The organism is Porphyromonas catoniae ATCC 51270 (assembly GCF_000565015.1).
In the GTDB taxonomy this organism is placed as follows: domain Bacteria; phylum Bacteroidota; class Bacteroidia; order Bacteroidales; family Porphyromonadaceae; genus Porphyromonas; species Porphyromonas catoniae.
Genome location: NZ_JDFF01000013.1, coordinates 24,034 through 43,535 on the forward strand (window position 1 = coordinate 24,034; position 19,502 = coordinate 43,535).

At 51.7% G+C, this 19,502-nt stretch carries 17 protein-coding genes; 15 read left to right on the plus strand and 2 right to left on the minus strand.

Going from position 1 to position 19,502, the window contains the following annotated elements:
• Nucleotides 1-29: 29 nt before the first annotated feature.
• Complete coding sequence (locus HMPREF0636_RS04170; RefSeq protein WP_044168717.1) at nucleotides 30-1,313, minus strand: ABC transporter permease; 1,284 nt, start codon at nucleotides 1,311-1,313, stop codon at nucleotides 30-32.
• Entirely contained in the window at nucleotides 1,306-2,226 is a 921-nt protein-coding gene (locus tag HMPREF0636_RS04175) for an ABC transporter ATP-binding protein (RefSeq protein ID WP_044168718.1), read from the minus strand. The genes HMPREF0636_RS04170 and HMPREF0636_RS04175 overlap by 8 nt, the downstream gene beginning before the upstream one ends.
• A gap of 538 nt (nucleotides 2,227-2,764) precedes the next feature.
• Between HMPREF0636_RS04175 and HMPREF0636_RS04180 the strand changes: the two genes are divergently transcribed.
• The 15 genes from HMPREF0636_RS04180 to rpsB all read left to right on the plus strand — a co-directional run bounded on the left by HMPREF0636_RS04180 (nucleotide 2,765) and on the right by rpsB (nucleotide 19,428).
• Nucleotides 2,765-3,892: a GNAT family N-acetyltransferase gene (locus tag HMPREF0636_RS04180; RefSeq protein ID WP_005469292.1), complete on the plus strand. Its 1,128-nt coding sequence runs from the start codon at nucleotides 2,765-2,767 to the stop codon at nucleotides 3,890-3,892.
• A 3-nt stretch (nucleotides 3,893-3,895) separates the two neighbouring features.
• Nucleotides 3,896-4,249, plus strand: a complete 354-nt coding sequence (gene panD / locus HMPREF0636_RS04185) for an aspartate 1-decarboxylase (protein ID WP_044168720.1) — start codon at nucleotides 3,896-3,898, stop codon at nucleotides 4,247-4,249.
• Between the two features lie 6 nt (nucleotides 4,250-4,255).
• On the plus strand, nucleotides 4,256-5,599 hold the full coding sequence (ffh, locus tag HMPREF0636_RS04190; RefSeq protein WP_044168721.1) for a signal recognition particle protein: 1,344 nt from the start codon (nucleotides 4,256-4,258) through the stop codon (nucleotides 5,597-5,599).
• A gap of 287 nt (nucleotides 5,600-5,886) precedes the next feature.
• Nucleotides 5,887-7,257, plus strand: coding sequence for a trigger factor (gene tig / locus HMPREF0636_RS04195; RefSeq protein WP_044168722.1), 1,371 nt, complete (start codon nucleotides 5,887-5,889; stop codon nucleotides 7,255-7,257).
• Nucleotides 7,258-7,628: 371 nt separating this feature from the next.
• A complete protein-coding gene (locus HMPREF0636_RS04200) occupies nucleotides 7,629-9,248 on the plus strand; it encodes an ABC-F family ATP-binding cassette domain-containing protein (RefSeq protein WP_044168723.1) in 1,620 nt (539 codons plus the stop codon).
• A 584-nt stretch (nucleotides 9,249-9,832) separates the two neighbouring features.
• Nucleotides 9,833-10,537 carry a rhomboid family intramembrane serine protease gene (locus HMPREF0636_RS04205; protein WP_081748397.1) on the plus strand — a complete coding sequence of 235 codons (705 nt, stop codon included), beginning with the start codon at nucleotides 9,833-9,835 and terminating at the stop codon, nucleotides 10,535-10,537.
• Nucleotides 10,538-10,571: 34 nt separating this feature from the next.
• Entirely contained in the window at nucleotides 10,572-11,384 is an 813-nt protein-coding gene (locus HMPREF0636_RS04210) for a rhomboid family intramembrane serine protease (protein WP_044168724.1), read from the plus strand.
• A gap of 3 nt (nucleotides 11,385-11,387) precedes the next feature.
• Nucleotides 11,388-12,539 (plus strand): endonuclease/exonuclease/phosphatase family protein, encoded by a 1,152-nt coding sequence (locus HMPREF0636_RS04215; protein WP_005469326.1) that lies wholly within the window; start codon nucleotides 11,388-11,390, stop codon nucleotides 12,537-12,539.
• Nucleotides 12,540-12,683: 144 nt separating this feature from the next.
• Entirely contained in the window at nucleotides 12,684-14,126 is a 1,443-nt protein-coding gene (locus HMPREF0636_RS04220; RefSeq protein WP_044168725.1) for a UDP-2,3-diacetamido-2,3-dideoxy-alpha-D-glucuronate deacetylase VimE, read from the plus strand.
• A gap of 125 nt (nucleotides 14,127-14,251) precedes the next feature.
• On the plus strand, nucleotides 14,252-15,334 hold the full coding sequence (locus HMPREF0636_RS04225) for a bifunctional 3-deoxy-7-phosphoheptulonate synthase/chorismate mutase type II (protein WP_044168727.1): 1,083 nt from the start codon (nucleotides 14,252-14,254) through the stop codon (nucleotides 15,332-15,334).
• Nucleotides 15,331-15,741, plus strand: a complete 411-nt coding sequence (locus tag HMPREF0636_RS04230; RefSeq protein ID WP_044168729.1) for a 2-amino-4-hydroxy-6-hydroxymethyldihydropteridine diphosphokinase — start codon at nucleotides 15,331-15,333, stop codon at nucleotides 15,739-15,741. The genes HMPREF0636_RS04225 and HMPREF0636_RS04230 overlap by 4 nt, the downstream gene beginning before the upstream one ends.
• 31 nt (nucleotides 15,742-15,772) lie before the next feature.
• On the plus strand, nucleotides 15,773-17,122 hold the full coding sequence (locus HMPREF0636_RS04235) for a UDP-N-acetylmuramoyl-tripeptide--D-alanyl-D-alanine ligase (RefSeq protein ID WP_044168731.1): 1,350 nt from the start codon (nucleotides 15,773-15,775) through the stop codon (nucleotides 17,120-17,122).
• Between the two features lie 484 nt (nucleotides 17,123-17,606).
• Nucleotides 17,607-18,062 carry a 50S ribosomal protein L13 gene (gene rplM, locus HMPREF0636_RS04240; RefSeq protein ID WP_005469345.1) on the plus strand — a complete coding sequence of 152 codons (456 nt, stop codon included), beginning with the start codon at nucleotides 17,607-17,609 and terminating at the stop codon, nucleotides 18,060-18,062.
• 10 nt (nucleotides 18,063-18,072) lie between these two features.
• Entirely contained in the window at nucleotides 18,073-18,459 is a 387-nt protein-coding gene (gene rpsI / locus HMPREF0636_RS04245) for a 30S ribosomal protein S9 (RefSeq protein ID WP_005469347.1), read from the plus strand.
• A gap of 141 nt (nucleotides 18,460-18,600) precedes the next feature.
• Nucleotides 18,601-19,428 (plus strand): 30S ribosomal protein S2, encoded by an 828-nt coding sequence (gene rpsB, locus HMPREF0636_RS04250; protein WP_044168732.1) that lies wholly within the window; start codon nucleotides 18,601-18,603, stop codon nucleotides 19,426-19,428.
• Nucleotides 19,429-19,502 lie beyond the last annotated feature (74 nt).

Here is a 19,502-nt window from a genome sequence, read left to right on the forward strand (position 1 = left end):
CCTTGCTTGCTTCTTTAGTTTCCTATATGCTACTTATACTTTGCCCAGCGCCATAGCTCCTTGAGCGACGGCTTCTTACCGTACATCAGTATTCCTATACGGTAGATCTTCCCACCAAAGTAGCTCGTCCCAAGAAATGAAAGGAAGAGTAGCACTAAGCTTAATACGACTTGCCAGAGTGGTACCTCAAACGGAAGGCGAACCATTATAACGACAGGCGAGGTGATTGGAATCATAGAGCACCAGAATGCTAAAGCTCCATCAGGGTTATCTGCACTGGCCATCCCAACGTAGATAGAGAAGACCATGATCAGCAGGACGGGTATCATGAGCTGCGAGCTATCCTCATCGGAGGAGACCGTTGCACTCAGAGCTGCTAGGATAGATGCGTAGAAAAGATACCCACCGACAAAGAACAAGACAAAGCAGAGAATTATCTCTACGAAGTTCACACCTCTGAGAGCCTGCAAGGCTTGGATCATCTCACTTGTCGATGCGGGGTTCATAGCTCCAGTAGACTCCGCTGTGCTCATGCCCAGCACAGACTGTAAAGCTATCCCCCCAGCCGTAAGCAGTACGATCCAAACGAAGATCTGCACAATCCCTGCAAGGCCTATACCAATGATCTTACCCATCATGAGGTCTTTGGGCTTTACGGAGGATACCATGATCTCTAGGATACGACTTTTCTTTTCCTCCTGCACGCCCTGTAGCACCATTCCCCCATAGGTCATGATGAACATGTAGCTGAGCAGTGTGAGTCCCATCCCAATGATTGATGCCATAGCACTGGACGAAGTCGTAGCGTCGCCCTCTTCGTTCCATTTATATGTCGTGACGGAGATATTCACCTTACTCTCTGCGATTGCTTCTTTGAGACCTGGGATTTGATAGGACGAGATCTTTTGGTCGGTTAGATAGCCAGAGAGTGTGGTGTTGATGTAGTCCTCCAGCCCTCGAGGAAGCTGTTTGAAGGAGAAGAGACTAATTGCACTAGGCTCCTCCAATAGATCCTGACGTATCTCAAGGATTGCTGTGATGTCCTCTGGGCGATCTGCAGCCTTATAGCCCTCGATACTGCGGTCAGCCGTGACGAACGTATAGGCATCACGATCCTTAAAGAGCGATAGATACTTCCCCGTATGGTCTATGATAGCTACTCGCTGGCTATCCGTACCACTCTGCGCGAGGAGTATAGGCACGATGGACACCCCCAGCATGATGATCGGGAGGAGGAGGGTCATAACCCAGAAGGAACGCTTACGTACACGAGATAGGAACTCTCGTGCAATAACAAGTTTCAGCTTATTCATGGCGGTCTGATCTTGCTTGTACTGTCTCTAGAAAAATCTCGTGCATAGAGGGGAACTCTCGTTCAGCACGAAGGATATTTATATGTGAAGGAAGGTGTGCAAGGAGCTGGCGGAGATCTTCGTTTGCCCCAAGCGATAGACGAAGCATGCCACCTCGGGCATTGGGCTCATATTCAATTGGGCTAAGCTGCTCCACAAACTCTGCAGGTAGCATACCATCGTAGCTAATAAGAGCCGTCCCCTTGCTGTGGGAGCGACGAACCTCCTCTGTGTCACCTGAGAGGACGACATGTGCCCGATCTATGAGAGCAATGCTATCACATAGCTCCTCGACGCTCTGCATGTTGTGCGTGGAGAGGATAAGTGTTGTCCCCCGAGCCTTCAGTGCTAGGATTTCTTGTTTCAAAATCTCAGCATTCACGGGATCAAAGCCACTGAATGGTTCGTCAAAAATCAAGAGCTTCGGTTCGTGGATGACCGTACAGATGAATTGCACCTTCTGCTGCATCCCCTTGGATAGCTCCTCCACTTTCTTTTCCCACCAAGGCTCGATATCTAGTCGCTGAAACCAGTGGCGTATCCGCTCCTCCGCATCGTGCTTGGCGAGACCCTTGAGGCGAGCAAGATAAACGGCATGCTCTCCAACCTTCATCTTAGGGTATAGCCCACGCTCCTCTGGGAGGTAGCCTATATTACGTAGATCCTCCTCACGGATAGGTTTCCCAGCGAGGAGCACCTCTCCACTGTCGGGAGCCGTGATACGGTTAATAATACGAATGAGGGAACTCTTACCTGCCCCATTGGGTCCAAGCAGGGCAAAGATCTCACCCTCCCTAACGCTCAGTGAGACAGCATCCAAAGCGGTGTGTGCTGCATAGCGTTTGCTCACCTGCTTTACTTCTAAGTAAGGCATATTCACTTGTATTAAGTACAAAAACCTAACACAAATATAGGTAAAAACAGATGGCATCTTCTCTGGGAATTGGGGAGGCTTCCCTTCCAACCTTTCATAGCGTAATAACCCACTATAAAACAGCGAATTGACACAAAATAAAAGAAGTTTATCCAGCACCTCTCCAACTCCCCCTGAAACGAGTTACCATAAGTCGCTTCATCGAGTTACCATAACTCGTTTTAGAGACTTACCATAACTCTCCAGAACGACTTATGGTAACTCGATGAAGCGACTTATGGTAACTCGTTAGCACCCTCTACAACAGACTATAAACCAACCATATACAAATACAAATTCCTACCCTATCGGCACTGCGTTTTCACCCTCTCTGCATTCGTCCCTTTCTCTTCCCGTGGAACCAATGCGATAGGATCAGAGACCTTATCTCAACCGGCCCATAGAGATCGGGGGTACAATAAGGCATATAGACTTTTTGGCGTATCTTTGTGGGTCAATTAATTAGCACCCGTGACGGGGTGCAATGAGACATAGACATATGGCAGTTGAAATAAGACAGATCACGGAGAAGTCCGATATGAGGAAGTTCGTAAAGTTCAACCTCCGCCTCTATCGTGGCAACCCATATCATGTGCCTGGACTAGTGGAAGACGAGCTACTGACACTAGACCCAGCACGAAACCCCGCCTTTAAGTTCTGCGAAGCCGCTTACTTCCTTGCCTACAAGGATGGACGTATCGTAGGGCGTATCGCTGGCATCATAAACCATCGAGCCAATGAGACGTGGAATCAGAATAATGCTCGCTTCGGCTTCGTGGACTTCATCAACGATAATGAGGTCGTAGATGCTCTCTTTAGTGCCGTCATCGATTGGGCGAAGAAACGGGGTAAGGAAATGCTTCAGGGGCCTATGGGCTTCACAGACCTCGACCACGCAGGGATGCTCATTGAGGGCTTTGACCAGCTCGGCACGATGGCCACAATCTACAACTACGCCTACTACCCCAAGCAAATGGAGCGTATGGGCTTCATCAAGGATCAGGACTGGCAGGAGTACAAGATCTTCGTGCCTGATGAGATGCCAGAGAAGCATCGTCGCATCGCAGAGATTGTCCGCAAGAAGTACGGGCTAAAGACTCTAAAGTTCCGTTCTCAGCAGGAGATTCTCCCCTATGCCCATCGTATCTTCGATACCCTCAACCAGGCTTACTCCGTACTCTATGGAGTCTCCGAGCTCTCTCGTGAACAGATTGATTACTACGTACGCATGTATATCCCCATGCTACGCTACGACTATGTCACTGTAATCGTGCGTGAGGAGGATGATAAGGTGGTAGGCTTTGGCATCACACTGCCTAACCTTAGTCGTGCCCTCCAGAAGGCAAAGGGACGCCTCTTCCCCTTCGGTTGGGCGCACCTCCTACGTGCATTGAAAATGAAAAACCCTGTCGTAGACCTCTATCTCATCGGCGTTATCCCTGAATACCAGAACAAAGGTGTCAATGCCCTGCTCTTCGATGACCTCATCCCTATCTTCCACAAGAACGGGATACGCTACGCCGAGAGCAACCCCGAGCTAGAGACCAACGCCGCTGTACAAATGCAGTGGAACTATTTCGAGCGCAAGCACCATAAGACCCGTCGTGCTTGGATCAAAGAAATCTAAACGATGCTCATCGAACTACTCAAATCAAAAATTCATCGAGTTACTGTCACCGAGGCCAATCTCTCCTATGTAGGGAGCATAACCTTAGACCAAGACCTCATAGAGGCTGCAAACATTCTCCCTGGGGAGAAAGTGCAAATCGTAAATAACAACAATGGGGCACGCCTTGAGACCTACGTCATCGCAGGGGAGCGAGGCTCAGGTGTGGTGTGCCTCAATGGTGCAGCAGCACGCCTCGTGCAGCCTGGCGACATCGTAATCATCATGGCCTACGCCTGGATGTCTCAAGAGGAAGCTCAGAACTTCAAGCCCGCTGTCGTCTTCCCCGATACGGAAACAAACAGACTTATCCCATAGCAATATATGTTTGAGAACCTTAGTGAACGCCTTGAGCGGTCCTTTAAAATCCTAAAGGGCGAAGGCAAGATCACCGAGCTAAACGTCGCCGAAACCCTCAAGGATGTACGCCGTGCACTCCTCGAGGCAGACGTGAACTACAACGTAGCAAAGAAATTTACCGAAGAGGTCAAGGAGAAAGCCCTAGGACAAAACGTACTTACCGCTGTGCGCCCAGGCGAACTGATGGTAAAGATCGTCCACGATGAGCTGGCTCAGCTCATGGGGAGCAAGGCCACCGAAATCAACCTCAAAGGGACACCTGCCATCATCCTGATGTCGGGGCTCCAAGGCTCTGGGAAAACCACCTTCTCGGGGAAGCTCGCTCATCTGCTCAAGACAAAGCAAAGCAAGAAGCCTCTACTCGTCGCCTGTGACGTCTATCGTCCCGCAGCTATCGAGCAGCTGCGAGTCTTGGCAGAGCAGATTGCTGTGCCTGTGTACTTTGACCTCGAGAGTAAGGATCCCGTAAGCATCGCTCGACGAGGCGTGGCTGAAGCAATGGCACAGGGTTGTGACGTTGTAATCATCGATACCGCAGGTCGACTGGCCATTGACGAAGAGATGATGCGCGAGATACAAGCCGTGAAGGAGGCTATCCGACCAAGTGAAACGCTCTTCGTCGTAGACTCTATGACAGGGCAAGATGCAGTCAATACGGCGAAGGAGTTCAACGACCGCTTGGACTTCGATGGAGTCGTACTCACAAAGCTCGATGGAGATACACGTGGCGGTGCAGCACTATCTATCCGCACGGTCGTAGATAAGCCAATCAAGTTTGTTGGGATGGGCGAGAAGATGGATGCATTGGACGTCTTCCACCCCGAGCGTATGGCAGATCGTATCCTCGGCATGGGAGATATTGTCTCGCTTGTGGAGCGTGCTCAGCAGCTCTATGACGAGCGAGAAGCACGCCGTCTCGAGGAGCGCATAGCGAAGGATCAGTTCGACTTCAACGATTTCCTTACACAGATCCATCAAATCAAAAAGATGGGGAACATCAAGGAACTGGCAGCAATGATCCCCGGCGTAGGCAAGGCCCTCAAGGATATTGACATCAATGACGATGCATTCAAGAGCATCGAAGCAATCATCTACTCGATGACACCCGAGGAGCGAGCAAAGCCACACATCCTCGATGGACATCGCCGCAAGCGTATAGCACTCGGGAGTGGTACAACGGTGCAGGACGTCAATAAGCTCCTGACGCAGTTCACCCAGACCCGCAAGATGATGAAAACGCTCCAGGGCTTCAAGGGTGGCAAGATGCCTAAGATGCCCTCTATGCCTATGGGTAAGCCTCGCTTCTAGCTAGTCCTCAGTACTAAGGCTTGCCTCCTTGGATAGGAGAGCAACGTATTCTTATGGCAGAGACACTAAGGAGCTTGGCTTCTCAGTGTCTCTACCTTTTATCGTCCCTAGACTACTCTTTTCCCATAGGGTTTTCTTAGCCTTTGTTTCCTTTCTTGATACGAAGGTTTTCTGTTTGCCTAAGTGGGGTAATTGCACTACTTTTGTAGTCAATTTGTTAAGGGGGTTACCTCAAGGTAAGTCCTCACTCCAGCAAAGTATAGTATACATTAAATAATATAAGACGAATGGCTGTATCGATTAAGCAGACCTCAGACGTAGCAGCAGTGATCACGGTCACCCTAGCACCAGCTGACTACCTACCCCAAGTAGAAAAAGAAATCAAGAACTACCAGAAGCGTGCAAACATCCCCGGCTTCCGCAAAGGGCATGCACCGCTGGGATTAATCAAGAAGCAGGTCGGCACATCGGTGAAGGTAGAGGAGATTAACCGAGCTGTAGTCAACGCACTCTTCAGCTATATTGACGAAGAGAAGCTCGACATCCTCGGTAGCCCTATCCCCGTAGAGAATGAGAAGGAGTATGACTTCGCTACCGAAGAGAACTTCGAGTTTTCCTATGACGTTGCCCTCGCCCCCAAGCTGGAGATCAAGCTAACTAAGCGAGATAAGCTCGCTTACTACCGCATTGCTGCTACCAAGCAGATGGAGGACGAACAGATCCAACGCATGCTCGAGAGCGCAGGCAAGCAGGTAGACGTCGAGAGTGTAGAAGATAATGACGTAGTCTACGGCCGCATGCTCCAGCTCGAGAATGGAGAAGTCAAGGAAGGCGGCATCGAAGCTGAGAAGGCATTGATTCTCCCCCGCTACGCAAAGAACGAAGCCGAGAAGGCTAAGCTCATCGGTGCGAAGGTTGGTGATACGCTCACCATCGAACCATTTGCGCTCTACGAAGGTGACGTAGCCAACATCGCTACCCTACTTAGCATCGAGAAGGAAGCTGTCCCCGCACTCGATGGCGTCAGCTTCTCCTACCAGATCCACAAGATCTCTCGCCACGTACCAGCCGAGATGAACGAAGAGTTCTTCGCACAGGCCTTCGGAGAGGCTAGTGATATTCGCACCGAGGAAGCTCTGCGTGCCAACATCCGTGAGAGCTTCGCTGAGCAGTTCGCTACCGAGAGCGACTATAAGTTCACACGTGATCTCCGTGCTCTTCTGCTGAAGAAGGCTGGGAAAGTAGCCTACGACGAAGCCCTGCTCAAGCGTATCTTCATCGCTCGCAACAAGGACGTCAAGGAAGACGAACTCGACCGTGACCTTCCCAAGATCCTCGATGATATCACCTTCGACCGCATTAAGGCACAGATGCTCGAAGCTGCTGGTGTGAAGATCGAAGAAGAGGACGTGAAGAAGTTTGCCCTCGTGGTTGCCAAGAACCAGTTCGCTATGTACGGCATGACGAGCGTGCCCGATGACGTGCTGGCAGGCTACGCTGAGAACATGCTCAAGGACAACCGCACGAAGGAGAACCTCATCGACCGAGTAGCCGACTCCAAGCTCGCTGCCATCGCCAAGGAAAAAGTAGCAGTCGAAGAGAAGGAAGTCAGCCCAGAGGAGTTCAATGCTCTGATGAGCGAAGGCGCAGCAGCCTAGTTCATCCCCCACTTCCGATGGTCTCTCTTCAGGGTCACAGCCTTGTAGGGAGACTGTCGTTTTATAAGCGATCTTTTCTTTCGGATAGGGAGGCTTGGGATCAAGCCCAAGTGACTCAAGTGAGGGTGCTAACTTGGCAAACTAAGCAAGCCTGAAGCAAGGCTAATAAACAATCCTTGCAACTAGCTATAATAAAGCGTGTTAGACTAACCTCAATTAGGTGCTAAAATTAGGTATATAGGGTGCAACAGCACCGTATATTGGGTGCAAACGCACCGTATATTGGGTGCGAGTGCACCCTATATACCTAATTTTCTTCTCCTCCTTTCTCCCCTTTCGAAAGCCTTTAATTCAGCAAATCAAGAAGTAATATGATTACCGTTAGCGACCTGGCCGTCCAGTTTGGCAAGCGCATTCTTTTCCAAGACGTGAACCTCAAGTTCACCCCTGGCAACTGTTACGGCATCATCGGTGCCAATGGTGCAGGGAAGTCCACCCTCCTGCGCACAATCAGCGGCGCCCTCGACCCAACCCGTGGCTCCATCACCCTCGGCCCAGGCGAACGCCTCTCCGTGCTGAGCCAGGATCACTACGCCTTCGACGAATACACCGTCATGGACACCGTCCTGATGGGGCATAGCGTACTCTGGGCGATCATGGAGGAGAAGAACGCTCTCTATGCCAAGCCCGACTTCAGCGATGAGGACGGGAACCGTGTGGCGGAGCTGGAGGATAAGTTCGCCGAGATGGAGGGCTGGAACGCCGAGAGTGACGCTGCCATGCTCCTCAGCGGACTCGGCATCAAGGAAGACCTTCATTACAAACTCATGAAGGAGCTTAGCGGTAAGGAGAAGGTGCGTGTCCTCTTGGCTCGCGCTCTTTATGGCAAGCCCGATAACCTTCTGCTCGACGAGCCCACGAATGACCTTGACCTCGAGACAGTCACTTGGCTGGAGCATTACCTCTCCGAATACGAGCAGACTGTTTTGGTTGTCAGCCACGACCGTCACTTCCTTGACTCCGTATGTACGCACACGGTGGACATTGATTTTGGCCGTGTCCAGCAGTTCGCAGGGAACTACAGCTTCTGGTACGAGTCCAGCCAGCTAGCCCTGCGCCAGCAACAGCAGCAGAACAAGAAGGCCGAGGAGAAGAAAAAGGAGCTTGAGGAATTCATCCGCCGCTTCAGTGCTAATGTTGCTAAGAGTAAGCAGACCACTAGCCGCAAGAAGATGCTGGAGAAACTCAACATCGAGGAGATCAAGGCCAGCAGTCGTCGTTACCCAGGCATTATCTTCACACCCGATCGTGACCCAGGGAATAAGATCCTAGAGGTGAAGGGGCTGACTGCCTACGCTGACGATGGCACCTTGCTCTTCCGTGATCTAAACTTCAACGTCGAGAAGGACGACAAAATCGTCTTCATCAGCCGAGATCCCCGTGCGATGACTGCCCTCTTTCAGATTATTAATGGAGAGGAAAAAGCCACCGAAGGGACATACGAATGGGGGCAGACCATTACCGAGGCCTACCTGCCACTAGACAACTCGGAGTACTTCAATACGGACATGAACCTCGTCGAGTGGCTCTCGCAGTTCGCCGCTGACACGAACGAGGTTTATCTCAAGGGCTTCCTCGGTCGTATGCTCTTCTCGGGAGAAGAGATCCTCAAGAGTGCATCTGTACTGTCTGGGGGCGAGAAGATGCGCTGTATGATCTCAAGGATGATGCTCAAGAATGCTAATGTCCTTGTTCTTGACAGCCCCACGAACCACCTCGACCTAGAGAGCATCCAAGCCTTCAACAACACGCTGAAGGTCTTCAAGGGGAATGTCCTCTTCACCAGCCACGACCATGAGTTCATCCAGACCGTGGCGACTCGTGTCATTGAGCTGACACCAAACGGCATCATCGACAAGATCATGGACTACGATGACTACATCACCGATCCTACGGTAGCCGAACTCAAGGCCAAGTACTACGGCGAGTAACAGCTCCCCCTTCAATAAAGAAGCCTAGACGAAGCTCCGCAGAGCACCGTCTAGGCTTTTTGCATTATTCATAGAGCAAATACGATAAGTAATGGATAAAGTAGCCCTCTTGCTAGGTCACAACCCCAAGGCTTGACCTTGTCTCTGTGAGGAAAACTCCCCTAAAGAAATACAAAGGGAAACCCCACAGAGGTATCCTCGTAATCACCCTAAGGGTATCCCCGTAACCTCTCTAGAGGTACCGGGGATAACTCTAGAGAGGTACCGAGGGCACCTATTGAAGGGCTGTAAACGTAGGGTATCAAGGGCATCTAAAGCACCTATTCTTATCAAGAGCCAAAGGCAAAGGACACGAAACAGGAGAAACGCACACGAAACCAGATCAATACCTATCAGAGGAGACTTCCCCCCCCCCGATGAACATACGAAGTAAAACACCCGAGCCAAACAGAGCCTCCCCACACCAAGGTATGGCACAAAACCCAAGAGCCATAGAATGGTTATCTTTGTATTAGTCGTGAGAGAAAGTAAGCCTCACTGCAACGTATTAAGCGAAAAAGAAAGAAGAGAAAAGATAAGACAAGATGATGCAACAACCCTCCTCAGCTTGGTCTCGTTGGGCTCCGCCCGCTGTGCGTAACCTCATCGTCATTAACTTCATCATCTGGATTGCCTCTATGGTGCTGCTGCGCCGAGGGATTGACGTCAATGATTTACTGGGTTTGCATTACTTCTCTGCCCCGAAGTTTAGCTTCGTCCAGTTCTTTACCTATATGTTCCTGCACAGCACCAGCTCCATAGAGCATGTCTTCTCAAACATGTTTGCTCTCTGGATCTTTGGTTCTACCATCGAGCAGGTATGGGGGGCGAAGCGTTTCCTACTCTTCTATATCGTGTCGGGGCTTAGTGCAGCACTGATGCAAGAGTTGAGCTGGATGTACGAGTTGGGTGACCTCAGCGGCTACGAACTCATACGCACGGAAGCTGGACTTTATTCAACGAAGGACTTCCTTAATCTCTTGGTTACAGTTGGGGCTTCGGGATCGGTGTTCGGCATCTTGCTTGCCTTCGGGATGCTCTTCCCCAATGCCTATGTCTTCGTGGGCTTCTTTATCCCGATGAAAGCGAAGTACTTTGTCTTCCTCTACGGAGCACTTGAGCTCTACCTCGGGGTACACAACACGGGCGGTGGTGTAGCACACTTTGCCCACCTCGGAGGGATGATTGGCGGGCTCATCCTCATCCTATTATGGCGTAAGAAAGGTGAGATCTCCCAGCAGAACTATTAGCCGTTACCTCCCCTTCCTCAGGGCAGATGCGCCTATGATCTATTGGATCATAGCCGTACAGGTCGTTGTGTACCTAGCCCTCAGCCTCATTGACCTCGTCTGTACACTCGTCTCCCCCCTTCGCTGGTGGCATGTGGGGAGCTTCCTCTCTTTCCGCCCCGAGTTGAGCTACCTAGCCTCTCATCCATGGAGCCTCGTAACCTATATTCTTCCCCACGATAGCCTCCTGCACCTGATTGGGAACATGCTCCTGCTCTGGGTGCTACAGCGTCCTGTAGAGCCACGACTAAACCCTCGTCGCACCATCGTGCTCTATCTATATGGAGCAGTAGCAGGAGCCCTAGGCTATCTCGCAGGGTATTACGTCGGGGGATCACTAGGTCTTTTTATCCTACTCCCCCTAGAGCTGATGGGTGCATCATCGGCCATCCTCACTCTACTCACTGCGACTCTTATACTACGCTATCGGGGACGAGCCCACGGCACGGCATCCTCTACTCAAGATAAGTCCCTTTGGATAGCTCTGGGGCTGATCCTGCTGTGGGGACTACTCAGCTACCGTAATATCGGGGGACACCTGGCTCATGCAGGAGGGATAGCCTGCGGGGTACTCTTCGCTCTACTTCTGGGGCGAGGCATCGACATGACTGCCCCCCTAGTGCGCCTCATACAACGAGCCTCAAACAACAGATCTACACCCCCAACCTCGTCTGAGCCTCCTCTCCCTCTTTCCCCCGAGGAGGAGGCAATCCTCAAGAAGCTTCGCCACTCTGGCTATGGTAGCCTAACCGAGGTAGAGCGAGCAAAGCTACGCCTCATTGGGGAGCGAATAGCACATCAATCCTAGCCAATGAAGAAGAGCCAAACACAAAGTTCGTTCCTTAAGATCAGCTCACGCATTATCAAGGTCACGCTCGTGACCCTGACGGTGATACAATGCTCTCTCTTCCTCCTAGGAGCTTACTCAGGCTACATTCCACCCATCAAGTGGATTATCCCAGCTTTTCTGGGGCTGTTCTTCCCTATCCTACTGATCCTCCAGCTCATCATTACCCTAGTATGGATGCTGGTAAGGGAATGGCGCTGGCTACTCTCGGTCCTTGCCGTTTGGCTCATAGCCCTACCTCAGCTGCTTATTTACTTCCCCATCAACCGAGCAGACAAACTGCTCGCAGCAGAAGAGAGCACTACGATACGGGTACTCTCATACAACGTCTGCGCCTTCGGCTTCAAGCCCCATTCAGCTACCCAGCCCAATGCCGTCCTGCAATACATCAAAAGCAGTGGAGCTGACCTCGTATGTCTTCAGGAGGCTATGCTCAATCAGAATCCCTTCGCTGGGGTTGTCACCAAGACACTCCAAAGCTATCTAAACAAGGACTATCCCTTCATCCGTGTCATCCGTGTCAATCGAGGTGGTAGTACCCTTGCCATTCTCTCCAAGCACCCAATTATGCGCATAGAGGAGATCCCCATCTCCTCATGGGTCAACGGAGCTATCGCAGCCAAGGTGCTCATCGGGGGCAAGGAAACTCTCCTCATCAATGCCCACTTAGAGTCCTTCCATCTCAAGCGTGTCGATGGGGAGCAATACCTGCACCTAGCCAAGCAAGGCGAGGCAGTACGGCTACAAGATGCCCTCAGAGCCAAGCTTAGCCCTACGATTAAGGCACATAACGTGCAAGCAAATGTCCTAAGTGAATACATCCGTGCCAATAGCTCGGAGGGACGCGTGATTGTCTGTGGAGACTTCAACGACACCCCGCTCTCCTACGTCCATAGGAAGGTCTCTGAGGGGATGGAGGATGCCTTCGTAGAGCGCGGGAATGGCTTTGGGTTCACCTTCCATACACGTCCTTTTGTCGTACGCATTGATCACATCATCTATGGCAAGGCCTTCCGTGCCGTGAGCTGTGAGGTAGACAAGCGAGCGACCGAGTCAGATCATTACCCCATCGAGGCTGTACTCACTCTAAGAGATACCGAGCAAGCCGGTGAATAGAGAGACGAAAGGCAGGATGATGGGTATCCCCACAACCTTCCAAGAGGTATCCCCGTAAACTCCTCAAGGTTTCCCTCGGTACCTCTGAGTAGTTTCCCTCAGTACTTCATGAAGGTCATCCAAGTACATTAAAAATAGCAGACGATGCTCCATAGCAAGATCCGCCAATATATCATAGATTTCCTCATCGGGCCACTCTTCGTCCAAGGACAAGGGGAGGATCGGTACCAGCGTCGCTTTGAGGCCATTGGATATACCAATGACCCCGAGGAAATGAAGCACTATCCGATCATCATCCGCCCCTCAGGCTTCTTTGATCGGACAAGCTACGGTACCCCTAAGAGCTACCCCAGCCTACCACTAGCAGAGTGGCGGGGCATCCCCATCCTCTTCGGGGAGCCTAGAGAGGAATGGAACGCCTCGAGGACCCAACTGGTTATCCACGCAGACCTAATAGCCTCTACCTTTTTCCTCATCTCACGTTATGAGGAGATGTATCTCAGACATGAACGAGATAGCTATGGGCGATTTCCAGGCAAGAGTTCGCTCCCTTACCGAGCAGGGTTCCTTCATCGTCCCATCGTGGACGAATATGGAGCCGCCCTTAGAGCGCTACTCAGAGACGAAGGCTTCCTAGAGCGACACCACCTCAGGATGGAGGAGCGATCAGCTACGTTTAGTACTGTGAACCTCACGCATGACCTAGCACGTCCATACAATTATAGGGGCTGGCGAAGCTTCCTCAGAGCGTGGCTGAAGGAAAAGCAAAATCCGCTGAAGGCTCTGCGCCTCTCCTTCTCTCGAGATACGGAGGATGATTACTATACCTTCCCTAAGTTCCTAGGGTGGGATAGCAGGCTTAGAGATCAGCTGGGAGACAAGAGGGTCTTCATTCGCTTCTTCGTACGTATGCCCTCACGTCACCCGCTAGATAAACCACGGTATCACCTGAAGTCAGCCTACCTCCATCGGGTACTACTCGAGGCTAAGCGTGCAGGAGTGAAGCTGGGGCTACAGTGTAGCTTCGCCTCAGGGCAACACGTAGAGCGTATCAGCGAGGAGCGCAGAGTCTTCGAGCGTTATCTTCGTCTGCCTCCTCAGGGCATACGGCACAACAAGCTTGCCTCTTGCGAGCCAGAGGATCTCCTGCAGACCTTCTTCTCAGGCTTTCGTAACGACTATACAATGGGCTATGCAGACGTGGCAGGCTTCCGCCTTGGCACCTGTCGCCCCGTGAAGTTTATCAACCCCAATACCCAGCTCCTCACCGAGCTGGTACTACACCCTCTCACCCTTCGAGACCTCACCCTCAGCGAAGAGCGATACATGGGGCTCACCTACGACGAGGCAGAGCGAGTAGCCAGCGAACTGATTCGCACAACGGCTCGTTACAATGGTGAGCTGACCCTGCTATGGCACAACGACCTACTCTCGCATAAGACGCACCCTTGGCACTCCGTCCTCTACCGAGCGATGCTCCGCCTCATTGAGGAGATAGACCAAGAGGCGTCAGAGCAGAGCAATCATACCTCCCCTACACCGACAACAGAGCCTTCTCTCCAAGCAAGGCCAACACCTAGAGCTTAGAGATTACACAACAAGTCCTCTGTCCTCGGAGTATAATCCTTCCGCCCATCTCTAGCTACTTTTCATTCTTTACCCACCCCACCCAATCTACTCTCACCCCATCCCTTCCCCCGCACCTTCCCTTTATGTCCACAGACCTCTTTACTCCGCTTAGCTTCGATTATCCCTCACCCTATCCCTTCACCATCTGTGCAGGCCCATGTAGCGCAGAGACGGAGGCTCAGACCTATGAGACAGCGAAGCAACTTCAAGCGTGCGGGATACGCCTCTTTAGGGCAAGCCTATGGAAGCCTCGTACCCGCCCTGGTACGTTTGAGGGGGTAGGAGAAGAAGGTTTACCGTGGCTTCGGCGGATCGAGACAGAGCTGGGCATGCAAGCCTTGACCGAAGTTGCCTCCCCTTCACACGTGGAGTCTGCTCTAAGGGCCGGGCTACACACCTTTTGGATTGGAGCAAGGACTACCGCTAGCCCCTTCGCCATTGCCGAGCTTGCCGAGGCTCTACGTGGCACAGAGGTAACACTCCTTGTGAAGAACCCACTAAACCCTGATATCGAGCTGTGGGAGGGAGCCTTAATGCGCTTCCTCCATGCAGGTATCACTCAGATTGGAGCTGTACACCGAGGCTTCAGTACCTACGGAAAAGGGCAATACCGCAACACACCGCTCTGGCAAATACCCATCGAGCTCAGCAGGAGACATCCTGAGCTTACCATACTAAGTGACCCCAGCCACATAGCAGGGCGTAGGGAGCTCGTCCCCGTCGTGAGCCGAGCATCCATGGAGATGAACTTCTCTGGGCTCATGGTGGAGGTACATCCACACCCCGATGAAGCATGGAGTGACTCTGCCCAGCAGCTCACTCCTGCAGCACTCGTCTCCCTCCTAGATGCACTGGACATCCACCCGACACGCAACACCGCAGACTCCGAGGAGCTACGAGCGCTACGTGGAGAGATTGATCGCATAGACCACGAGCTCCTTCGCCTCATGAGCGAACGAATGAAGTATGCCCAGCACATCGGAACAATCAAGGCCAAGGCACATCTACCGATTGTTCAGCCTGAACGCTACCGCTACCTCATTGAGGAACGGCTCCGCGACGGCAAGGCTTTGGGTCTAGAGGAGGGCTTCCTCCACGAACTCTTCAGCTCCATCCACGAGGCATCAGTACACGTCCAGCACACCCATAGCCACAGCGAGTCATGAGTACCCCCCATCGCTTCATCCTCACCCTTGGGAGCAACACCCAAGCGGAGCATCATATAGCCTATGTGCAGAAACGCCTCTTCTCGTTCGGAGGCTGTAGGCTACGTTGCTCCACTCCTCGCCGCTCAGCACCTGTGGAGTTTCCCCTCTCCTCTACCCCCTTCACTGATGTCGTCATTGTTGGGGACACACACGATGAACTTACCCTTTTCAGTAGAAAGCTCAAGGAGCTAGAGCAAGAAGCTGGTCGTACCCCCGAGCAAAGAGCTACACGACCAGAAGAGATACCTATTGATATTGACCTCATCACATGGGATGAGCAGATACTGAAACCTCGTGACCTCAGTCGCCCCTACCTGCGCCTAGGTCTCACCGAGCTCGGGGTGGAGCTACCCCAAGTCCCTTAGCCCCACACTCCCCACAACTATCCTCATCAAAATGACTACAATAGAAGAGCTCTATACCCTCTATCTCCAGCATTCCACAGTCTCTACCGATACCCGAAAGCTCCCTAAAGATTGCCTCTTCTTTGCACTGAAAGGGGCAAACTTTGATGGGAATAAATATGCCCTTTCAGCCCTAGAGGCAGGGGCTGCCTATGCTGTCATCGACGATTGCACCCTAGCGGACAAGGATGATCGACTACTCCTAGTACCTGACGTCCTCTACGCCCTACAACAGCTTGCTCGTCACCACAGACACCAACTCAAGACCCCTGTAATCGCAATCACGGGTACGAACGGGAAAACCACCACAAAGGAGCTAACCGCCTCTGTGCTGGCTCAGGGCTACCAGCTACTCTTCACCGAGGGCAACCTCAATAATCATATTGGCGTCCCACTTACCCTCCTTCGCCTCACACAGAAGCATCAGCTTGCTCTCATTGAGATGGGAGCGAGCAAGCCTGGCGATATCGCAGAGCTATGTGCCATCGCTGAGCCCAACTATGGACTCATCACTAACATTGGTCAAGCACACCTCGAGGGCTTTGGCTCAATCGAGGGCGTGAGGAAGACTAAGGGTGAGCTGTACGACTATGTGCGTACGCATGGAGGTGTACTCTTCGTTCATGCTGAGGATACCACCCTCCTACAGATGAGCGAAGGTGTGCAAAGGGTACTCTATGGGACAGACAAACTCCATCAACCATCTACAAAAAGCACCCCCCTTGTACAAGGCGAAGTAAAGGCTGTGGAACACCAACTCTTCTTGAGCTTTAGCTGGACCTGTCCCTCCCTCTCACTCCCAGAGCAGGAGGTCACAACACACTTAGTCGGGGCATACAACCTCCCCAACGCTCTAGCAGCAATTACAATTGGGCTCTTCTTCGACATCCCTGTTAAAAAGATTAGTGAAGCCCTCAGAGCCTACACACCGAGCAACAGCCGATCTCAGTTCATCCTCTCCGATCGGGGGAACCGCATCATCGCAGATGCCTACAATGCTAACCCCTCGAGTATGAAGAAGGCTATCGAGAATTTCCTTAGCATCCTCCCTCTAGGTACCCCGCGCACCCTCATCCTCGGAGATATGAATGAGCTGGGTACAGCCTCTGAGGATGCCCATCGGCAACTCCTAGAGATGCTCCGAAACGAGGCTATGAAACACCCTCTAGAGTTTCTTCTCTGTGGGCCTAAGTGGCAGGCATTGCTCGGGAGTGAACCCAACATCTTCCCCTCAGTATCAGAGCTTAAAGACTACCTCACAGCTCACCCGCTAAACGATACCCTCATTCTACTTAAAGGCTCAAACAGCATTCACCTCTCTGAGCTCCTCCCACTACTATAAGATAAGCTACCTAGACTCTACGGGCTATCCTTTTCCCTTCCCTCTAGGGAGCCTATTCCATTAAAGCTCTCGCCCCCTCTAACTATACGTAATGTACAAGTTGAGGGGGCATATATGCGATCTATACCAATACCTTACACGCAGGAACCATTAGCCTACAAATCTTTTAGCCTCGCATCTTTTCTTGACGTCTCCCCTGCCCAGCTCCCCCCCCTCCGATCTCACCCCTAGAGAAGAGACGATGGAGCTCACACGAAGTACAGCTCATAAGTATTGCATAGTTGGTTGTTTTTTCGTACTTTTGTGCGCTGTTTATCAAATAGTATCATTGCGAGCTGAAGGATTGACAGAGTCTTATCGCCCAGTACTGGGAGAGTAATGTGTGATGTGTCTGTGTCCAACTCTTATGACCAGCACACGAAGACAATGTCCGCTCATGAGGTCTCGCATTTCGTCTAATTTAACTAACAACAAGACAGAAGGAATGGACACTTTAAGTTTCAAGACCGTTTCTGCAAACAAGGCTACCGTCACAAAGGAGTGGGTGGTCGTGGATGCTTCTGGTCAGAGCTTGGGACGTGTATGCTCCAAGATCGCCAAGTTGCTCCGTGGCAAGTACAAGCCCAACTTCACGCCTCACGTAGACTGTGGGGATAACGTGATTGTAATCAATGCAGATAAGGTAGTCCTCACTGGTAAGAAGTGGGACGACCGAGTTTATCTCAAGTTCTCTGGCTACCCAGGTGGGCAGCGTCAGTTTAGCCCCCGCTTCCTACAGGCTAAGGGCTCTGATCGTCTCTTCCGCAAGGTGGTCAAGGGTATGCTCCCTAAGAATCGCCTCGGGGCTGCTATCCTAGCTAATCTCTATGTATACGACGGAGCAGAACACAAGCACGAAGCTCAGCAGCCCCGTCTCATCGATCTCAACACGCTAAAGTAGTACTAGGACTATGGAATTGATCAATGCCATTGGCCGTCGTAAGGCCGCAGTAGCCCGTGTATATGTATCTGCTGGTAGCGGGAAGATCACTATCAACAAGCGTGACATCGCTGTCTACTTCCCCTCATCTATTCTACAGTACATCGTTCGCCAGCCTCTCTCGACGCTCGACGCTGTAGAAAAGTATGACATCAAGATCAACCTCAAGGGTGGAGGATTCAAGGGTCAGAGTGAAGCCGCTCGCCTCGCTATCGCTCGCGCTCTTGTCAAAATCAACGAAGAAGACAAGCCTGCTCTGCGTGCAGAAGGATTCCTTACTCGCGACTCTCGTGTCGTTGAGCGTAAGAAGCCAGGACGCCCCAAGGCTCGCAAGCGCTTCCAGTTCAGCAAGCGTTAATACCTTGTTGTGGGCTAGCTGATAGTCCACTAGGTGTTATCTCGCGTTTAGTATCTAAACTGCCTAGAGCTACGGCTCCTGAGCTGTCCTACCAGGCAGTTGAAAGTAATCCTGTTACATTTATAGAACGTAAACGAAATCATGTCAAGAGTTTCCTTTGACCAACTCATAGAAGCTGGTGCACACTTCGGTCACCTCACACGTAAGTGGAACGCAGCTATGGCTCCATACATCTTCATGGAGCGCAACGACATTCACATCATCGACCTTCACAAGACTGTTGTTAAGGTAGACGAAGCAGCAGAAATCGCTAAGGCCATGGCCAAGGGTGGCAAGAAGATCCTCTTCGTTGCCACTAAGAAGCAGCTCAAGGGAGCTGTAGCAGAGCTCGCTAAGGCCGTAGGTATGCCCTACGTCACTGAGCGCTGGCCAGGTGGTATGCTCACAAACTTCGCTACGATCCGAAAGGCCGTAAAGAAGATGGGCGACATCGATAAGATGACTGCAGATGGTACATTTGATAATCTCTCCAAGCGTGAGAAGCTCCAGATCTCACGTCAGCGTGCTAAGCTAGAGCTCACACTTGGCTCAATCGCTGACATGAGGCGTCTGCCCTCTGCTCTCTTCGTCGTAGACGTTATGAAGGAGCATATCGCAGTAGCTGAAGCTAAGCGTCTTGGAATCCCCGTCTTTGCTATTGTGGACACCAATAGCGATCCTTCCAATATCGACTACGTTATCCCTGCCAACGACGACTCGGCAGCTGCAGTAGAGATCATCGTCTCTGCAGTATGTGCTGCTATCTCCGAAGGTCTACAAGAGCGTAAGGCTGAAGGTAAGGGTGACGAGAAGGATGAAAACGAAGAGGGTGTAAAGCGCATCGAGCACGGTCGTTCTCGAAACGGTGCCGCACGTCGCCCTCGTAAGGCCGCTGCATCTTCTGAAACAGAAGTAGAAGCAGAAGCCTAACTGTGTAACTACCTTTCCTCTACCCTCCCCTCTTGGAGGCTGTATAAGGGACAAAGGTAGACACCCCAAAGAGG